General features: G+C 58.7%; 13 protein-coding genes and 4 pseudogenes. 3 read left to right on the forward strand and 14 right to left on the reverse strand.

The annotated features are described in order from the left end of the window. Positions 1-1,160: 1,160 nt before the first annotated feature. Positions 1,161-2,168, forward strand: a complete 1,008-nt coding sequence (locus tag ACFQT0_RS16890; protein ID WP_380204390.1) for a hypothetical protein — start codon at positions 1,161-1,163, stop codon at positions 2,166-2,168. 114 nt (positions 2,169-2,282) lie between these two features. On the opposite strand, the gene hisIE is transcribed toward ACFQT0_RS16890, so the two are convergent. The 7 genes and pseudogenes from hisIE to hisG all read right to left on the reverse strand — a co-directional run bounded on the left by hisIE (position 2,283) and on the right by hisG (position 9,791). Next, positions 2,283-2,951: a bifunctional phosphoribosyl-AMP cyclohydrolase/phosphoribosyl-ATP diphosphatase HisIE gene (gene hisIE / locus ACFQT0_RS16895; protein ID WP_380204391.1), complete on the reverse strand. Its 669-nt coding sequence runs from the start codon at positions 2,949-2,951 to the stop codon at positions 2,283-2,285. Positions 2,952-3,029: 78 nt separating this feature from the next. Further along, positions 3,030-3,786 (reverse strand): annotated as a pseudogene (gene hisF, locus ACFQT0_RS16900) (imidazole glycerol phosphate synthase subunit HisF). A gap of 136 nt (positions 3,787-3,922) precedes the next feature. After that, on the reverse strand, positions 3,923-4,639 hold the full coding sequence (gene hisA / locus ACFQT0_RS16905) for a 1-(5-phosphoribosyl)-5-[(5-phosphoribosylamino)methylideneamino]imidazole-4-carboxamide isomerase (protein WP_380204392.1): 717 nt from the start codon (positions 4,637-4,639) through the stop codon (positions 3,923-3,925). A 31-nt stretch (positions 4,640-4,670) separates the two neighbouring features. Next, positions 4,671-5,258 (reverse strand): imidazole glycerol phosphate synthase subunit HisH, encoded by a 588-nt coding sequence (gene hisH, locus ACFQT0_RS16910; protein ID WP_380204393.1) that lies wholly within the window; start codon positions 5,256-5,258, stop codon positions 4,671-4,673. An 81-nt stretch (positions 5,259-5,339) separates the two neighbouring features. After that, positions 5,340-6,436 (reverse strand): annotated as a pseudogene (hisB, locus tag ACFQT0_RS16915) (bifunctional histidinol-phosphatase/imidazoleglycerol-phosphate dehydratase HisB). A gap of 71 nt (positions 6,437-6,507) precedes the next feature. Further along, positions 6,508-8,928, reverse strand: coding sequence for a histidinol dehydrogenase (gene hisD, locus ACFQT0_RS16920; RefSeq protein WP_380204394.1), 2,421 nt, complete (start codon positions 8,926-8,928; stop codon positions 6,508-6,510). Positions 8,929-8,938: 10 nt separating this feature from the next. Next, a pseudogene (hisG, locus tag ACFQT0_RS16925) lies at positions 8,939-9,791 on the reverse strand (ATP phosphoribosyltransferase). Positions 9,792-10,496: 705 nt separating this feature from the next. Here hisG and ACFQT0_RS16930 point away from each other — a divergent pair. Further along, positions 10,497-10,661 (forward strand): hypothetical protein, encoded by a 165-nt coding sequence (locus tag ACFQT0_RS16930; protein ID WP_380204395.1) that lies wholly within the window; start codon positions 10,497-10,499, stop codon positions 10,659-10,661. A gap of 10 nt (positions 10,662-10,671) precedes the next feature. Here the strand turns inward: ACFQT0_RS16930 and ACFQT0_RS16935 are convergent, their stop codons facing one another. The 6 genes and pseudogenes from ACFQT0_RS16935 to ACFQT0_RS16960 all read right to left on the reverse strand — a co-directional run bounded on the left by ACFQT0_RS16935 (position 10,672) and on the right by ACFQT0_RS16960 (position 14,006). Further along, complete coding sequence (locus ACFQT0_RS16935; protein WP_380204396.1) at positions 10,672-11,382, reverse strand: hypothetical protein; 711 nt, start codon at positions 11,380-11,382, stop codon at positions 10,672-10,674. Positions 11,383-11,513: 131 nt separating this feature from the next. Then, entirely contained in the window at positions 11,514-12,218 is a 705-nt protein-coding gene (locus ACFQT0_RS16940) for a hypothetical protein (protein ID WP_380204397.1), read from the reverse strand. A gap of 50 nt (positions 12,219-12,268) precedes the next feature. Next, positions 12,269-12,484: a hypothetical protein gene (locus ACFQT0_RS16945; RefSeq protein ID WP_380204398.1), complete on the reverse strand. Its 216-nt coding sequence runs from the start codon at positions 12,482-12,484 to the stop codon at positions 12,269-12,271. Continuing rightward, positions 12,478-13,266, reverse strand: a complete 789-nt coding sequence (locus ACFQT0_RS16950; protein ID WP_380204399.1) for a carboxypeptidase regulatory-like domain-containing protein — start codon at positions 13,264-13,266, stop codon at positions 12,478-12,480. Before ACFQT0_RS16950 ends, ACFQT0_RS16945 begins: the two co-directional genes overlap by 7 nt. Before the next feature lie 29 nt (positions 13,267-13,295). Next, a pseudogene (locus ACFQT0_RS16955) lies at positions 13,296-13,654 on the reverse strand (hypothetical protein). Beyond that, positions 13,602-14,006 (reverse strand): ribulose-phosphate 3-epimerase, encoded by a 405-nt coding sequence (locus ACFQT0_RS16960; RefSeq protein WP_380204400.1) that lies wholly within the window; start codon positions 14,004-14,006, stop codon positions 13,602-13,604. The pseudogene ACFQT0_RS16955 and the gene ACFQT0_RS16960 overlap by 53 nt, the downstream one beginning before the upstream one ends. 143 nt (positions 14,007-14,149) lie before the next feature. Here ACFQT0_RS16960 and ACFQT0_RS16965 point away from each other — a divergent pair, with 143 nt between their 5' ends. Beyond that, entirely contained in the window at positions 14,150-14,746 is a 597-nt protein-coding gene (locus tag ACFQT0_RS16965; RefSeq protein WP_380204401.1) for a hypothetical protein, read from the forward strand. Between the two features lie 220 nt (positions 14,747-14,966). Here the strand turns inward: ACFQT0_RS16965 and trmB are convergent, their stop codons facing one another. After that, the gene (trmB, locus tag ACFQT0_RS16970) at positions 14,967-15,626 is read right to left on the reverse strand and encodes a tRNA (guanosine(46)-N7)-methyltransferase TrmB (RefSeq protein WP_380204402.1); all 660 of its coding nucleotides are present in this window, start codon (positions 15,624-15,626) and stop codon (positions 14,967-14,969) included. Positions 15,627-15,635 lie beyond the last annotated feature (9 nt).

Raw genomic sequence — 15,635 nt, forward strand, 5'->3', positions numbered from 1 at the left:
CTTGTGGCACTGGTGATATTGCCATTATTATAGCGTTTTGCCAGTCATTATAAAGAGCCAAAGTGAGATGAATGCTGAATCGCTTTTTTTGGCGCCTCGTCGTTAAAGTGGTTGTTCAGCATGACCACTAAACATGCTGCGTGCATTCTTTAACCCGCAAGTCAATGTGCGCCGGTTATATAGTTTGTCCAAATGTTATTAGCTAATAAAATGCTCCGAATGTCATGCTTACCACTAAGGGATATTTGCTAAAGACACATAAGCAGCTTTCTAACTTCTGGAGCCGCTTGCCACGTACCTCAATCGACAATTTGTGTGGTGGAACCTCGTCGTTACGACATTCGGTATGCCAGTTCATTCCAGATAAGATATAACGGCAAAACCTATGAGCTTTTGCCACTAGGCCAAAATGTTGAGCTAGTCGGTGCGTTGCGACCTCGCTAATTATCCAATCGGCACAACTTTAAGGCGGCGATGCTGCGACAACGTCAGTATTGCCTTTCATTTTCTATTTGGAGAACCGTTATGTCGTTTTGCCTCCAGAAACGTAGAAAACCATCATCTAGGGTTATTGTGTTTGGCTAAATTCTAATGGCCATAGCCCAATATAATTCCACCTGTTTTGCCAGTTTGAAAACTTGTTTTGGTGGAGGCACCCTGGTTTGCGCGAACAACTAAATGGATGTACCGCAGGACGTTGTAGGATGAAGCGCTTTTACTTGTGTGCTTTCGGATTTTTTACAAACCCCACTCCTATTACTGAATGCGCTACGTTGATTGATCCAAGGGATTAAATGGTAAAAGATAAATAAAAGTACAAAAATGGAGATTTTTATATACTTTTAATTACTTTAGACGTATCACCGCATAAAGCGATATGCTCTAGCTTAAGAATCTTATGTAGCTAAAGTTTCTTAAGATGAAATTTTTATACTGTTTGTCTTGAGCTATGTGAATGGGAATACATTTAACATGCGGGATAGAAAAGTAGAGCCGTTGTTAGCAGTCAGTACTAAAAAGTATAAAATTCCCGAAAATTTTTTCATCTCTTATGCTTTTTTATACTTTAAAGTTAACTCCGTATCTATATTTGCGTAATCCTGACCTAGCCATAATACTACCGCGTTGAACCTAAATACCAAGAAACTCTTCACTGCATAATGCCCAAACTTATAGACTACCCCCGAACAACCTATTCCGGTGCCTGGGAACTAGCAGAGATAACCGACGATACCGGTGGGAAATGTGCCATTGAGACCGCCGCCAGGAAGCTCAACCGCAAAGTAAGCGGCTCATTCAAGGCCATTATCGGCTCCGCAGTAAAGTTTGGACTGCTAACCAGCAAACGGGACCTACTTACCACCACCACCTTATTCAAGCGCATTAAGCACGCTTACGATAAGCAGGAAGAATTGCTGTTTCACCGGGAGGCATTCCTGACGCCTCCGCTGTTTACCCAGCTTTGCCGTAAATTCAGGTCAAGGGAACTTCCCGTTCAGATGCTGGACGTGATGCTAATTCGGGAATTCGGCGTGGAGGAAATAAACGCACAGGGAGTAGCCAAAGCCTTTGTTGAAGGCTGCCGGATGGTTGGCTTACTGGATGAGCGCAACATAATTGCGGATATTGATGCGTTAGCTACTCAGCAATCTCCCCGCCGGGAGTTGGCCAGTCCACCACCGAGCGTCAATAACTTTAGGAATGAGCTGCCACCGCACTCTGAACCTCAGGAAAATCCCAATATTCTGGATTTCGGCTCGTTGCAGCGAGACGCTGAGTTAAATGAAGAAGCAGAAACCACTACCAGTATCCCCCGCAGCAATCCAATGCGGCCATCAGCAGCTGCTGTTGCTCCTTCAAACGGTCCTGACGCCATTGCAAGCTTATTTGGCCTGCTAAATAATCCCCCAACCCACGCTACCGAAGAAGTTCAACCGGCGCCGTCCCGCATTAGTGATGAGCCAACACAGGTCAGAACGGAGCAATTACCGACTTCCCAAGCGCCCCCAGCGCCGCAACCACCCGCCCCTTTCAGTATTCCCACCGACACTTACCAAATTCAGGTGAGTGGACCAGGGGTAAATACAACCATGTCCATCACCGATGAAGAGGACATTACAATTGCTATTGCTCTGCTCAATAAAATTAAAAGGCAGTTGAAGGCCTAAGTTGATTTCAACTAAATCTTAAGTGTATTACCTCAAATGTCAAAATGGCTAGCCATTAGCATTAAAGCTATGGCTAGCCATTTTTTAGTCTATCGAAAGCTTCAGGTCAAAGTATTAGCCTTCCGTTAAATGTCGAGTATTCGGGAGGCGATGACGCTCTTGAAGCACGCTTATTACTTCGGCCATGGGCACCCCTGATGCCACGAGAAGCACCAACAGATGGTAAAGCAAATCGGCAACTTCGCCAGGCAAGGTTTCGCGACTCCCGCCAACAGCATCAATAACCGTTTCTACCGCCTCCTCTCCTACTTTTTGGGCAATTTTTGGAAGGCCCTTCTTGAAGAGCGAAACGGTATAAGAAGTAGGTGCACGCTCCGGAAATTGATGACGCTCCACAATTAAGCGCTCCAAATCGGCGAGAAAGCCAATGGGAGCCGCCGGCGCCTGGGTCTGCTCCACCTGCTCAAAGCAGCTCACCGTGCCCCGGTGACACGTGGGGCCCGCGGGAATTGCGCGAATCAAAACCGTATCAGCGTCACAATCTACGTGCAGGCTTACTACAGTAAGGAAATTGCCGCTCGTTTCACCTTTCACCCACAGGCGGTTTTTTGAGCGGGAAAAGAAAGTCACGCGGCCATCCTGCTGCGTGCGCGCCCAGGCTTCCTCGTTCATGTAGCCCAGCATTAGTACCTGCCCCGTGTCGGCATCCTGTACGATGGCTGGCAATAGACCAGTCTGAGGGTCAAAACGAAGTTGAACTTGTTCGGAGAAAGCAGGTGTCATGTCCTTAAGGATAAGTTCTGAAAAGCTACCTGGACATAAAGTCCCAGAAAGCCAAAAGAGTGTTAATATAGCTGCCTGCTACAGTCGAACCGGGATGCCCTCCTGATGCAGGTATTGCTTGAGCGCCGGTATAGCGGTTTCGTTGAAGTGAAAGATGCTGGCCGCAAGGGCGGCATCGGCTCCACCCGCCTGAAAGACGGCCGTAAAATCTGACGGCTGCCCCGCGCCACCCGAAGCAATAACCGGCACCGGCACGGCGTCGCTCACGGCCCGGGTTAGTTCCAGTGCAAAGCCCGACTTGGTTCCGTCGTGGCTCATGGAGGTTAGCAGCAGCTCGCCGGCACCGAGCCTGGGCGGCCTCACGGCACCAAGCTACGGCTTCGCGGCCGGTAGCCACGGTGCCGGCGCGGGTCATTACCTGCCATTCGCCCTCCACCAATCGGGCATCAACGGCCACGACCACGCACTGCGACCCGAAACGGCGGGCCAGCTCAGCTATGAATTCCGGGCGGGCGAGGGCCGCTGAGTTAATCGAAACTTTATCGGCGCCGCTCAGCAGCAGTGCTTCCACATCGGCCACGGTGTTGATGCCGCCGCCCACGGTAAAGGGAATATCCAGCACGCGGGCCACGTCGCGCACCAAATCGGTGAGCGGCCGACGCCGCTGATTGGTGGCGGTGATATCGAGGAAAACCAGTTCATCGGCCCCTTCGCGCGCATAGCGCGCAGCCAGCGCCACGGGGTCGCCCGCATCCCGAAGGCCTTCGAACTGAATGCCCTTAACGGTACGTCCATCACGGACATCGAGGCAGGGAATAAGTCTTTTCTTGACCACGGTATGCTTGAGTTTGACGATGTTATTAAATTGGAACCCGACTACATGACTCCCAAATTGGGGATTTCGTTTGGGGTAACAGCATAGGGACAGCTAATTGGGAACGCGTGAAATTGAGCTAACCCACTTGATGACGCTACAGAAAAGGCTTCAGCTCGGGGAGCGAGATAGTGCCTTCGTATAATGCTTTCCCGATAATGGCCCCGTGCATGCCCGCTTCGGCAAGTGCCTCCACATCGGCCACGGTAGTGACCCCGCCGCTGGCCACAAACCGGGCCGTTGGGAACTGCTGCACCAGCGTTTTGTAAATGGCCAGGGAAGGGCCCTGCAACAGGCCATCTTTGCTCACATCGGTGCAAATGAAGGTGGTAGCACCCGCCTCTAAGTAATCGCCGATAAATTGAGCCAGTGTAAGGCTGCTTTGGTCGGCCCAGGCATTTATCATGATGTGCTCGCCTTTGAAATCAGCGCCCAGGAAGATGGTGTCCGCCCCGAACCGGGCCAACCAGGCTTCCACTGTGCGGGGCTCGCGCACCGCCAGGCTGCCGGCCGTGACGTGGGAGGCACCGGCATCGAGCACCTGGGTCAGGGAAGTCAGGGTTTGGATACCTCCTCCGGCATCAATGTCCAGGGAAGTCTTTTTGGCAATGGCTTCGAGTACGGCCAGATTAACCGGATGACCAGCCCGGGCACCGTCGAGGTCAACCAGGTGCAGCCGGCGTACCCCCGCATCGGCAAAGCGCTGGGCCACGGCCACGGGGTCGGAGTCGTAGGTGGTCTGGCGGGAGAAGTCCCCGGCGCTCAGGCGCACGCACTGGCCATTTACTAGGTCGATAGCTGGAATGATTTCCACGGGAAGCAGGGTAAAACGTAAGTAAGGAAAACTACAGGTTCAGGAAATTGGCCAGAATGCGGGTGCCCACGGCGCCGCTTTTCTCGGTGTGGAACTGCACGCCGTGAAAGTTGCGATGCTGCACAGCCGCACTGAACGGAGCCGGATGCGTCGATTGAGCCGTGGTGTACTCGCCCACCGGCGCATAGTAGCTGTGCACGAAATACACATGGTCGGCATCGGTCAGGCCAGCAAACAATGGTCCTTGTAGGGCCTGCAGATTGTTCCAGCCCATGTGCGGCACTTTGTGCGCGACATCCGGCACAAAGCGCCGCACCGTGAAGGGTAACAGGCCCAGCATGGGCGTATCGTTTTCCTCGCTGTGCTCTCCCAGCAGCTGCATTCCCAGGCATATGCCCAGGAAAGGCTGCGTGAGGGTAGGCAGTACCTGGTCGAGGCCGGCAGCCCGCAGTGCTTCCATCGCGGAGGACGCCTCTCCCTCGCCAGGAAACAAAACCTTATCGGCCTTGCGCAGGGTTTCGGGGTCGGCCGTGAGTGTGGCTTGCGCACCCAGGCGCTCTAAAGCGAAGAGCACCGACTGCACATTGCCGCCTTTATAATCTACAACTGCAATTTCCATGTAAGCTACTTTATACTCATTTGGACAACACGCACGGACACAATAGAGCCGTATTATCCATTTGTTAATACGCGCAAAGTCCTACAAAATCCCTTTAGTGCTGGGAATGGCGGCCGACTCGTCCCGCTGCAGAGCCATCTTGATGGCTTTGGCCACGGCCTTGAATATGGCTTCGATTTTATGGTGCTCGTTATCGCCGGTGCAGGAGATGTTTAGCGTGGCGCGGGAGTTGTCCGTGAACGACTTGAAGAAATGGAAGAACAGTTCGGTGGGCAGGTCCCCTACCCGCTCGCGCCGGAATTCAGCATTCCACACCAGCCAGGGCCGGCCCGAAAAGTCAATGGCCGCCTGGGCCAGGGCTTCGTCCATCGGCAGCAGGAAGCCGTAACGGGCGAGTCCGCGCTTATCGCCCAGGGCCTGGGCGAAGGCGGTGCCGAGCGCGAGGGCCGTGTCTTCCACGGTGTGGTGTTCGTCGATGTGTAAATCGCCTTTTACACGAATGTGTAAATCAACACCGCTATGTCGGCCTAGCTGCTCAAGCATGTGGTCGAAGAAACCCAGGCCGGTATGAATATCAGTTTGGCCGGTGCCGTCGAGGTTGAGCCGAACCGAGATTTGGGTTTCGTTGGTATTACGCTCAATTACGGCTACGCGGGCCGGGTAACGCAAGTGTCGGTAGATGGCCTCCCTGGTGGTCGTGAGCGCGGCCCGTTCGTCGGGCTCCTCTCCTATCAGGATGGCCTGGCTGCCGAGGTTGGCGGCCACTCAACGTCGGTGAGGCGGTCGCCGATGACGTAGGAGTTTGCCAGGTCATACTCATTGGCCGGGTCGAGGTAGCGGCCAAACATGCCCAGGCCGGGCTTGCGTGTGGGCAGGCCCTCGTGAGCAAAGCTGCGGTCGATGAGCTCGGACGCGAAATGAATTCCCTCGCCGGCCAGAATCTCCTGCATGAGGCGGTGCGGCGGCCAAAAGGTTGCTTCGGGAAAGCTGTCGGTCCCCAGGCCGTCCTGATTGGTGACGAGAACCAATTCGTACTCGGGCAAATCGCGGGCAATGCGCGCCAGCCCGCTGATGCAACCCGGCAGGAAGGCAAACTTTTCCAGGCTGTCGACCTGCTGGCTGGGCTGGGGTTCCACGAGGATGGTACCGTCGCGGTCTATGAACAGGGCCTTTTTCAAATCAAGGGGCAATTAACAATGAGCAAAAAGTATCGACGGGGCTGGCGTAGCCACGGCACGCTCGAACAGAATTAACGAATGGCTAGTGACCCGGTGGGCTGCTTCGCCCCGATTTCGGTCAGGGCCTGGAGTAGCTGGGTATTTTCATCGGCTGTGCCTACCGTGAGGCGCAGGCAGCCTGCGCAGCCGGGCTGCGTGGTTCGGTTTCTAACCACAATGCCACGCGCCCGCAAGTCGTCGTAGACTGCCGTGGCATCGACGTTGAAACGCACGAGCAGGAAATTGGCATCCGAAGGAAATACGTGCTCCACGATGGGCAGCTGCGGTAACGCTGCCGCTAGCAGCGCTCTTCCGCTAAGTAGCTCGGCCTGCATGCCGGTCAAATCAGGCGCGGCGGCCAGGGCGGCCAGCGCATGCAGCTGGGTAGCGGCCGAGATGTTGTAGGGCGGCTTGATTTTGTTGAGGTACGCAATGAGGTCCGGGGCGGCGTAAGCTACGCCAAGGCGCAGGCCTGCCAGGCCCCAGGCTTTGGAGAAGGTTTGCAGCACCACCAGGCGCGGAAATTCGGCCAGTCGCGTCGTCCAGCTCGGGGCCATCGCAAAATCAGCGTACGCTTCATCGACGATTACTAAACCTTTGAAAGTGCGTAGAATCGTTTCCATCGCCTCTTGGGCCAGCAGATTGCCGGTAGGATTATTGGGCGAGCACAGGAACACCAGCTTGGCGCTGGAAGCCGCCAGCACGTCGGCGGAATTGTCCGGCAGCTGGAAATCGGGCGTGAGCGGCAGGCGCTCCACGCGCACGTCGTTGAGGTTGGCGGCCACTTCGTACATGCCGTAGGTGGGCGGACACACCACGATGCTGTCCTGGCCCGGCGTGCAGGTGAGGCGTACCAGCAAGTCGATGGCTTCATCGGAGCCATTGCCCAGAAAAATATTTGCGGGCGCCACGCCTTTGAGTTGGGCTAAATCGGCCTTGATGGCACGCTGGTGCGGGTCGGGGTAGCGGCTGAAGTCATCCGGGCCCACCGAGCCCAGGCTGTTCTCATTGGCATCCAGCATCACCGGGGCCATGCCTTCGAACTCGTCGCGGGCCGAGGAATACGGCTGCATGCGCTCCACATTGGGCCGAATCAGCCCGGCGTAAGGATTGGCTACGGCTTGAGAGGCAACCGCACCCGCGCCAGCATTCTGAGCTGAATCCGTTGCCAGCGCATCGAGCCGCAGCGTAACTGCCCGGGCGTGGGCGGCCAGACCTTCGGCTTCGGCCATGGTTTCAACCACCGGCCCCAGGGCCTGCAGGCCTTGAGCCGATAGCCGCTGAAAGGTAATTTTCTTGACAAACGAGTCGAGCGACACGCCGCTGTACTGCCGGGCGTAGCCGCCGGTGGGCAGCGTGTGGTTGGTGCCGGAAGCGTAGTCGCCCACCGCCTCGGGCGTGAAATGGCCCAGAAATACCGAGCCGGCGTTGGTTACCTGCGCGGCGAGGGCCTCGGCGTTGTCGGTGGCCAAGATGAGGTGCTCCGGCGCGTATTGGTTCGAGAACGCCAGCATTTCGGCCGAATCAGACAGGAGCACCGCCTGGCTGTTAGCCAGCGCCTGGGCAGCTACGTCGCGCCGGGGCAGCATCGCAAGTTGCCGGTCTAGCTCGGCCTGCACCTGCTCAATAATAGTGGCGCTGTCGCTGAGCAGAACTACCTGCGAGTCGGGTCCGTGCTCGGCCTGGGATAATAAATCGGCGGCGACAAAAGCGGCATTGGCGCTGTCGTCGGCTATAACGAGGACCTCCGAGGGGCCGGCCGGCATGTCGATGGCTACGCCGTATTCGGCCGCCGCCAGCTGCTTGGCCGCAGTTACGTAGCGGTTGCCGGGACCGAAAATCTTGTCCACGGCCGGCACCGAAGCCGTTCCCAAAGCCAGCGCGGCCACCGCCTGGGCCCCGCCGGCTTTCACCACCTTGTCAATTCCCAGGAGCTGGGCGACAAACAAAATAACCGGGCTCACGGAGCCATCGGCCTGGGGCGGCGTGCAGACTACCACCTCGGGGCAGCCCGCCAGCCGGGCCGGTACGCCCAGCATGAGCAGCGTACTGAATAACGGGGCGGAGCCGCCCGGCACGTACAAACCCACGCGCTGCACCGGCACCGCCCGCCGCGAGCAGGCCACGCCCGGCATGGTTTCTACCCGAAGCTCGGGCTCGCGCTGGGCGCGGTGAAAGGTTTCGATGTTGGCTTTGGCCTGGCGAATGGCCGCTTGCAGCTCGGTCGGCACCTGGAGGGCCGCCGCGGCAAACTCAGCGTCGGTAACCAACAGGCTGGTCAGGGTTGCTTGGTCGAGCTCAGCGGCCAGCGACAACAGGGCGGCATCGCCGTGCTCGCGCACCTGCTCGAAAATGGCGCGGACGCGGGCTGCAACCTGGGGAGCTTCGGCCGCGGCGGGGCGTTGCTGCAGCGCGGGCCAGGTGCTGGGGGCCGGATAAGAAGTGACTTGCATGGCAGTTGGGCTAGGCAATCATCTTTTCGATGGGCAATACGAGGATGCCTTCGGCGCCCACGGCCTTGAGCCTGGCTGGTGATGTGCCAGAACTCGTCTTCCTGCACCACCGACTGCACCGACACCCAGCCGGCTTCGGCCAGCGGCGTAACGGTGGGCGACTTGATGCCCGGCAGCAGGCGGCGCACTTCCTCCAGGGCCGTGACGGGCGCGTTGAGCAAAATGTACTTGCTGCGCTTGGCCCGGCGCACGGCCTGCATCCGGAACCGGAGCTGCTCGAGCAATTCGGTTTGCTCGGCCGTCAGGTTGGGCTGGGCGATGAGCACGGCTTCGGAGCGAAACACGGTTTCTACCTCGCGCAGGCCGTTGCCGAGCAAGGTGGAGCCGCTGCTCACGATGTCGCAAATGGCTTCGGCCAGGCCGATGCTGGGCGCAATCTCTACCGAGCCACTGATGGTGTGCAGGTTGGACTGCACGCCGTGCTCGGCCAGGTAACGGCCCAGAATGTTGGGGTACGAGGTGGCGATGTTCTTGCCCTGCAAGGCTGCCACCGAAGCATATGCATCAGCGCGGGGCACGGCCAGGCTCAGGCGGCACTTACTAAAGCCGAGGGCTTCCACTTCCAGGTCGGGATATCCGGCTTCGACCAGCACGTTCTGGCCCACGATGCCCAGGTCGGCCACGCCGTCCTGCACGTAGCCGGGAATATCATCGTCGCGCAAAAACAGAATTTCGAGCGGGAAATTGGTGGCTTCGGTCTTGAGCTTATAGGAGCTGCTGATGAAGCTGATGCCGCATTCGCGAATGAGGTTGAGGGAATCCTCGCTCAGGCGACCGGACTTTTGGATGGCTAATCGTAGCATGAAAGGTAAAAGTGGCGGGCCGCGCTGCGTGGTGAGCACGTTTCAATTCGACGGTGGCCCCAAGGGCTTGGCGAAGAATTGCCCAGAAGTTGAAAGTGAAAAGCCCGGCGCAGGCACACCCCGGAGCGCGGCGGTGGAGGCGCGGGCGGCCGGTGCTAGCTTAGCACCCGGCGCACAACCCGGCCTCCCACAGATGGTGGTGGCAGTGGTGGGCACCCACAACAACAGCATAGCCTGCAGCCACGCGGAACACCGGCGCGGCGGTTGCATCAGAGCAAAACAGGGAAGCTAAACGGTTCATGTTGGGGCAAAGGTAGGACAGAAAACCAAAGGCGCGGGCCATCCGGCCTATTTCAGTTGCCATAGCATACCATTTACTCATTTCAAATGTTTGCGGACCTGGGAAAAGAGATTTTCATCAGCCTACCGTTTTTGCAGTAATATTCGTGTTGCATGAGCCATTTCATTGCGTTTCTTGAAGCTTTGCAGCCTCTTAGCCCCGCGCTCAGCAAAGCCCTCTTAGCCAGCACCAACCGCGAAGAGCTCCCTGCCCGCCATGAGATATTAGCTGGATTTGCTCTGACCCTGGCCCTAGGCATCCGTCCAGCTACGCACTTGTGACATGCCCACCTGCAGGATACAGCGCCAGCCATTGCCAAAAGCCCGGCGCCAGCCAACGACGTTTCGGGACTCAACCCCACTCAGATGCAGACGGTGGCCGTGGCGCCAGACTCCGCCAAGGCCCTGCGCCATCTGTGGGAGCTTTTGAAGCTGGCCCAAGCCAGGCACCCGACCGTGGCAATTGCCGGCGCGCAGCACAATTGGGATAAGCTCTTAGCTCAATTTCCTGCTGTGTCTTCAGAGCAATGAAATTGAGCTGTTAGAAACGGGCAATCAGCCGCAGATTCACCACTCGCTGCGAGAGGTAGCTCGGCACGGAATAAGTCACGCCGTTCACGTCCTGTAGGTAGCTGTAGCCGGCCACGTTGTTGGCTGCCAGCACGTTGAGGATTTCCAGGCCCATCCAGAGGCTCTCGAAGGTGTAGAAATGTGCCTTGGGCGCGTTGTTGTTTTTCAGCCCAACGACTTTCGAGAACCCCAAATCGACACGCTTGTAGCTGGTGGTCAGGGCAGCGGTGCCCCGCAGGTCGGGCTCGTTGGGCGGCGAAAACGGCAGGCCGGTACCGAAAACCAGGTTCACGTAGCCCCGCACGGAGGGGTTGTTGGGCAGGTGGTCCTGGAAGAAGATGCCCACATTGAGGCGCTGGTCCTGCGGGCGGCGAATGTAGTCCTTGGCCTGGCGGTTGAGCAGCTTGCCCTCGGCATTGAAAAAGCTGATGGAATCGCCGTCCACGTTCTCGCGGGTGGTAAGCAGACCCAGGCTGAACCAGGACTCGGCGCCCTTCACAAATTCGCCACTCACGCGGGCGTCGAAGCCGGCGGCGTAGGCGCGGGCGTTGTTTTTGGCGAAGTAGCGCAGCCGCACGTTGTCCACGTCGTAGGGCACTACGTCGGTCAGGTACTTATAGTAAGCTTCACCAGAAAACTTGAAGGGCCGGCCGAACTGCTGGAAGGCAATTTCCTTCCCCACGATGAACTGGTAAGACTTCTGGGCCCGCAGGCTCGGGGTTCAAGAAAGCCTGCTGCACGCCCAGCCGAATGGTTTGCTGGTTGCGCAGCTCCCGGTAAAACGGCGGCTGGTAATACACCCCCACGGCAGCCTTAAATGACCGGTTGGGGTGGCTGCGACTGATTTGGGAGTACTGCACCCGCGGGCTGATAACGAGCCTGGCCGTTGGTGGTCCAGTAATGGGCCCGCGCGCCGTAGGTGAGCGCCCGCAGCGAGTCCAACGACCAGGTGTCTTGTACAAAGCCCTGGCAGCGGGTGCTTTGCAGATTTAAGTCGGTAAGCAGGCGCAGGCGGCGCTCATCGGGCACAAAATCGGCCGAGTCGGCAAAGCTGTATTCGTCTATTGCATCTTTAATCTTTTCGCGGCCAATTTTAGCACCCCAGCGCACGGAGTGAGCGTTGTTGGGCGTCCAGCGGCCGCGGGTTTCGGCGGTAAAGATGCGGGCGGTAAGGTCGTTGCGCGAGTGCTTGAACTGCGAGCCGATGTCGCGCTGCCGCACCGGCTGGTTGAAGTCGAGCGAATTCGGGTCGCGGTTGATTTCGGCAAACGTGTAGGCAGCCTCCACGTCGCGGAACTCAAATTCGCGCGAAATCAGGGCCGAGCCCAGCAACTCCATTTGCAGGTTGGCCGAAAAGTCGTGCCTGAGATTGACGCCCGTCTGGTAGGTGTCGAACTGCATTCGTTCGCGGCCGTCGTAGGCAATGAAGACCCGCGTGAGCTGGTTGCCGCCGGTAGAGAAGGTCGATTGGCCGGTTTCGGGCGCGAAGCGGTAGTCGTTGTGGGCCACCACTCCCAACAGGCCCAGCGTGGTGCGCTGCAGGTCGTCTTTCCGGCCCAGCCCAATATTTACGAAGGCCTGCGCGTCGTAAAAGTAGGGTTGTAGCCGCCCTGCGCCTGCCTGAGCGAGTTGAGCACGTACTGGGCATTTTTGTAGCGCACCCCGGCCAGGTAACTCACGCGGCCGTTGGCCGAGCGGGCTTCGGCGTGCGCCGCGCCTCCCACCAGGCTGCCGGTGAGCGAGGCTGCGAATTTCTCCGGGGTCTTATACTCCACGCTCAGCACCGAGGCCAGCTTGTCGCCGTACTTGGGTTGCCAGCCCCGCTGCTGAACTCCACCTGCTTCACCAAATCGGCGTTGATGAAGCTCAGCCCCTCCTGCTGAGCCGAAGTAACCAGGAATGGCCGGTAAATCTCGAAGCCGTTCACATACACCAGGTTCTCGTCGTAGTTGCCGCCGCGCACGTTGTAGGTGCTGCTCAATTCGTTGTTGGACACGACGCCCGGTAGGGTTTTGAGAATGGCGTTGAAGTCGCCGAACGGCGAGGGAATCTCCTTGGCCGTGCGCGGGTCGATGCGCGTGATGCTGACCTGCTCGCGCGTATCGGCCTGGTTGGACCGGCCCAATACCTTCACTGCACCCAGGGCCTTGGTGTCGAGCCGCATGGTCAGGCGCAGAGGTTGAGCCGCGTCGGCAGGCAGCTTCAGGGGCACCCGCAGCGCCAGATAGCCCAGGCGCCGCACGATTAAAACCGTGGTCTGGCCGGGGCCCGACACCTGTACTTGCAGCGAGAACGTGCCTTCGGCCGTGGTGTTGGTACCGCCGGGCTGACCTTCTACCGCTACGGAAGCCAGCTCCAGGGGCTGGCCGTTGGCATCGCGCAAAGTGCCGGTTAAGGTCACGACCGTGGCTGCGGAAGTTTTCGCCGGGGCGGGCTCCGGAATCTGAGCAAACGCTCCCGTAGCGGTGAGCAGCAACAGTACCAGGCCGCCGGCACTGGCTTGCAGCAGGCGGCCCTTGGCACTTTTCCTCATCGATGGCAGGCTTGGCGTAACGGGTTGTTTCACGGTGCTCAATAAACGGACGGGCCCGGTGCCTATTGCCTGGAGCCGTCGGCCGAATTCAGCTCCAGCCCGGCGAGGTGCTCGCGCAAGCTGGCCAGGGCAGCCACAGGACCTTCGGCCGCGCTGAACACGAAGTTGCCCGCCACCAGCACGTCGGCGCCGGCTTCAACCAGCGGGCCGGCATTGGCCAGGCTCACGCCGCCATCAATCTCAATCAGCGCATCCGAGCCGGTATCGAGCAGCAGCTCCTTGAGCATCGCCACCTTTTTGAGGGTGTTCGGAATAAACGCCTGCCCCCAAAACCGGGGTTTACCGACATAACAAGCACCACGTCCAGCTCAGTGGCAATGTCTTCGAGCAGGGCCACGGGCGTGTGGGGGTTCAGGGCCACGCCGGCCCGGCAGCCCAGCCTGCTTTATCTGCTGCACCACGCGGTGCAGGTGCGTGCAGGCCTCGTAATGCACCGTGATGATGGAAGCGCCCGCGTCGCGAAACGCCGCCAGGTAATGCTGGGGCTCCTCTATCATCAGGTGCACGTCGAGCGGCTGCTTAGCGTAGCGGGCCACGGCTTGCAGCACGGGCAGGCCAAAGGAGATGTTGGGCACGAAACGGCCGTCCATCACGTCGAAGTGCAGCCAGTCGGCGGCGCTGCCAGCCAGGCGCTCGGTTTCGGCTTGCAAATTGGCGAGGTCGGCGGCCAGAAACGACGGGGCCAGCAACGGGGCACGGCGGGAAGAATTCATGCGGGCGAAGATACAGCCGGCGCGCGCTACCCAAACGCGGGCCAGCCGGCGCCCGGGCTCTACTTTTGTGGCGCGGCTTGCGAGCTGTTTTATTTTACCCTGTGCCGCGCTCCCGTTTCCGGGCGCCTCCTTTTCCAACTTCTGTGCCCCACCTCGTTCCCCTCCTCATCCGCGGCATCAACAACCTGTCCGATGCCCGCTACTGCGCCGGCATGGGCGCCGACAAGCTCACCTTCCTTCTCGACCCGGCCCTGCCGGGCGCCCTCGATACCAAAACCGTGAAGGAACTGGCCGGCTGGATTGCCGGCGTGGAGCTGATTGGGGAATTTGACCAGCTCAGCGCCGCCGAAATCAACGCCATCGCCGCCGAATGCACCCTCGATGCCGTGCTGCTGCGCCAGCCCCGCTCGGCCGAAGAGCTGGCCGAAATTGCCCCTCCTGTTTACATTGAAGTGGCCGTGGGCCTCCTGGCCGAAGTCCCCTACATTTCTACCGCACCGCTGGGCTTGGTAGTAGAATTGACCGAGCCGCTGACCTCCGAAACCCTGAACGCCCTACTGGGCATTGCCAGCCAGGGCCCGCTATGGGTTGGCCCGGGATTGCACCCCGAATTGGCCCGGGACTTAGTAAATCAACTGCCGCTAGCCGGCCTGGTTTTCCCGTCCGGCGACGAGGTAAAGCCTGGCCTGCGCGATTTCGACCAGCTCGAATCCGTGTTTGAAGCCCTGGAAGTTGAGTAAAGCTTGAACTTGTGTTATTTGGCTATATACTCCTCGCGAAATGAGCAGCGAAAATTAGGCGGAGGTAGAGACGCAATATTTTGCGTCTCGTCGTTGAACGAAATCGCCTGATGATCCAAGCGCAGGCCGTTCTACGACGAGACGCAAAATATTGCGTCTCTACTTCGTACTCGCAAGCCACTTCGCTCTGAATATAAATTTGTAACCAACCCGAGTTAGCTCAACCGAAACTGCACGTACTTAATCGGCACGCCCACCGCCCGGTACTTGCCTTCGAAGTTGGTTTGGATGGCCTGGGCCTCGGTAAACTCCGGGCCACTCTCCGCGTAAAGGTCGCGCGTAAACCGCTCGACCACAGCACCGGGCCGGCTGGCCAGGGTTTCGAGCGTGTAGTCAAACAAGCCGGCATTATCGGTCTTGAGGTGCAGCAGCCCCCGGCAGTTAACAATTGTTCATACAAGGCCAGGAAGCGCGGCGAGGTGAGCCGGCGCTTGATGTCCCGGTCGCGGGGCCGCGGGTCCGGAAACGTTATCCAGATTTCATTGAGCTCGCCCGGCCCAAATTGAGCCGCTAAGGCTTCGGCCCGCATGCGCACGAAGCCCACGTTGGTAAGGCCCATTTCGGCGGCGCGGGTGCTGCCCCGCCAGATGCGCTCGCCTTTGATGTCGAGCCCCAGAAAGTTGCGGCTGGGGTGGCGCTGAGCCAGGCCCACGGTGTATTCGCCCTTGCCACAACCCACTTCCAGGGTCAGCGGATGGGGCTCTGGGAAAAATCGGTGCGCCAGCGGCCTCCGAGCCTGCTCGTATCCGGGCTTGCCAGGTTCGATGATGTCGGGGCGGGTGGCGTTGTCGGTAAAACGCTGCAGTTTGACGCGAGGCAAATCAGTAAG

This window comes from Hymenobacter humi, assembly GCF_042665855.1.
Classification (GTDB): domain Bacteria; phylum Bacteroidota; class Bacteroidia; order Cytophagales; family Hymenobacteraceae; genus Hymenobacter; species Hymenobacter humi.

Bases quoted from the DNA above. Each gene is read 5' to 3' on its own strand.
- ACFQT0_RS16960 (WP_380204400.1), bottom strand. From the start codon at position 14,006: ATGAATTCTTCCCGCCGTGCCCCGTTGCTGGCCCCGTCGTTTCTGGCC.
- hisD (WP_380204394.1), bottom strand. From the start codon at position 8,928: ATGCAAGTCACTTCTTATCCGGCCCCCAGCACCTGGCCCGCGCTGCAG.
- hisIE (WP_380204391.1), bottom strand. From the start codon at position 2,951: ATGACACCTGCTTTCTCCGAACAAGTTCAACTTCGTTTTGACCCTCAG.
- ACFQT0_RS16930 (WP_380204395.1), top strand. From the start codon at position 10,497: ATGCAGACGGTGGCCGTGGCGCCAGACTCCGCCAAGGCCCTGCGCCAT.
- ACFQT0_RS16890 (WP_380204390.1), top strand. From the start codon at position 1,161: ATGCCCAAACTTATAGACTACCCCCGAACAACCTATTCCGGTGCCTGG.
- hisH (WP_380204393.1), bottom strand. From the start codon at position 5,258: ATGGAAATTGCAGTTGTAGATTATAAAGGCGGCAATGTGCAGTCGGTG.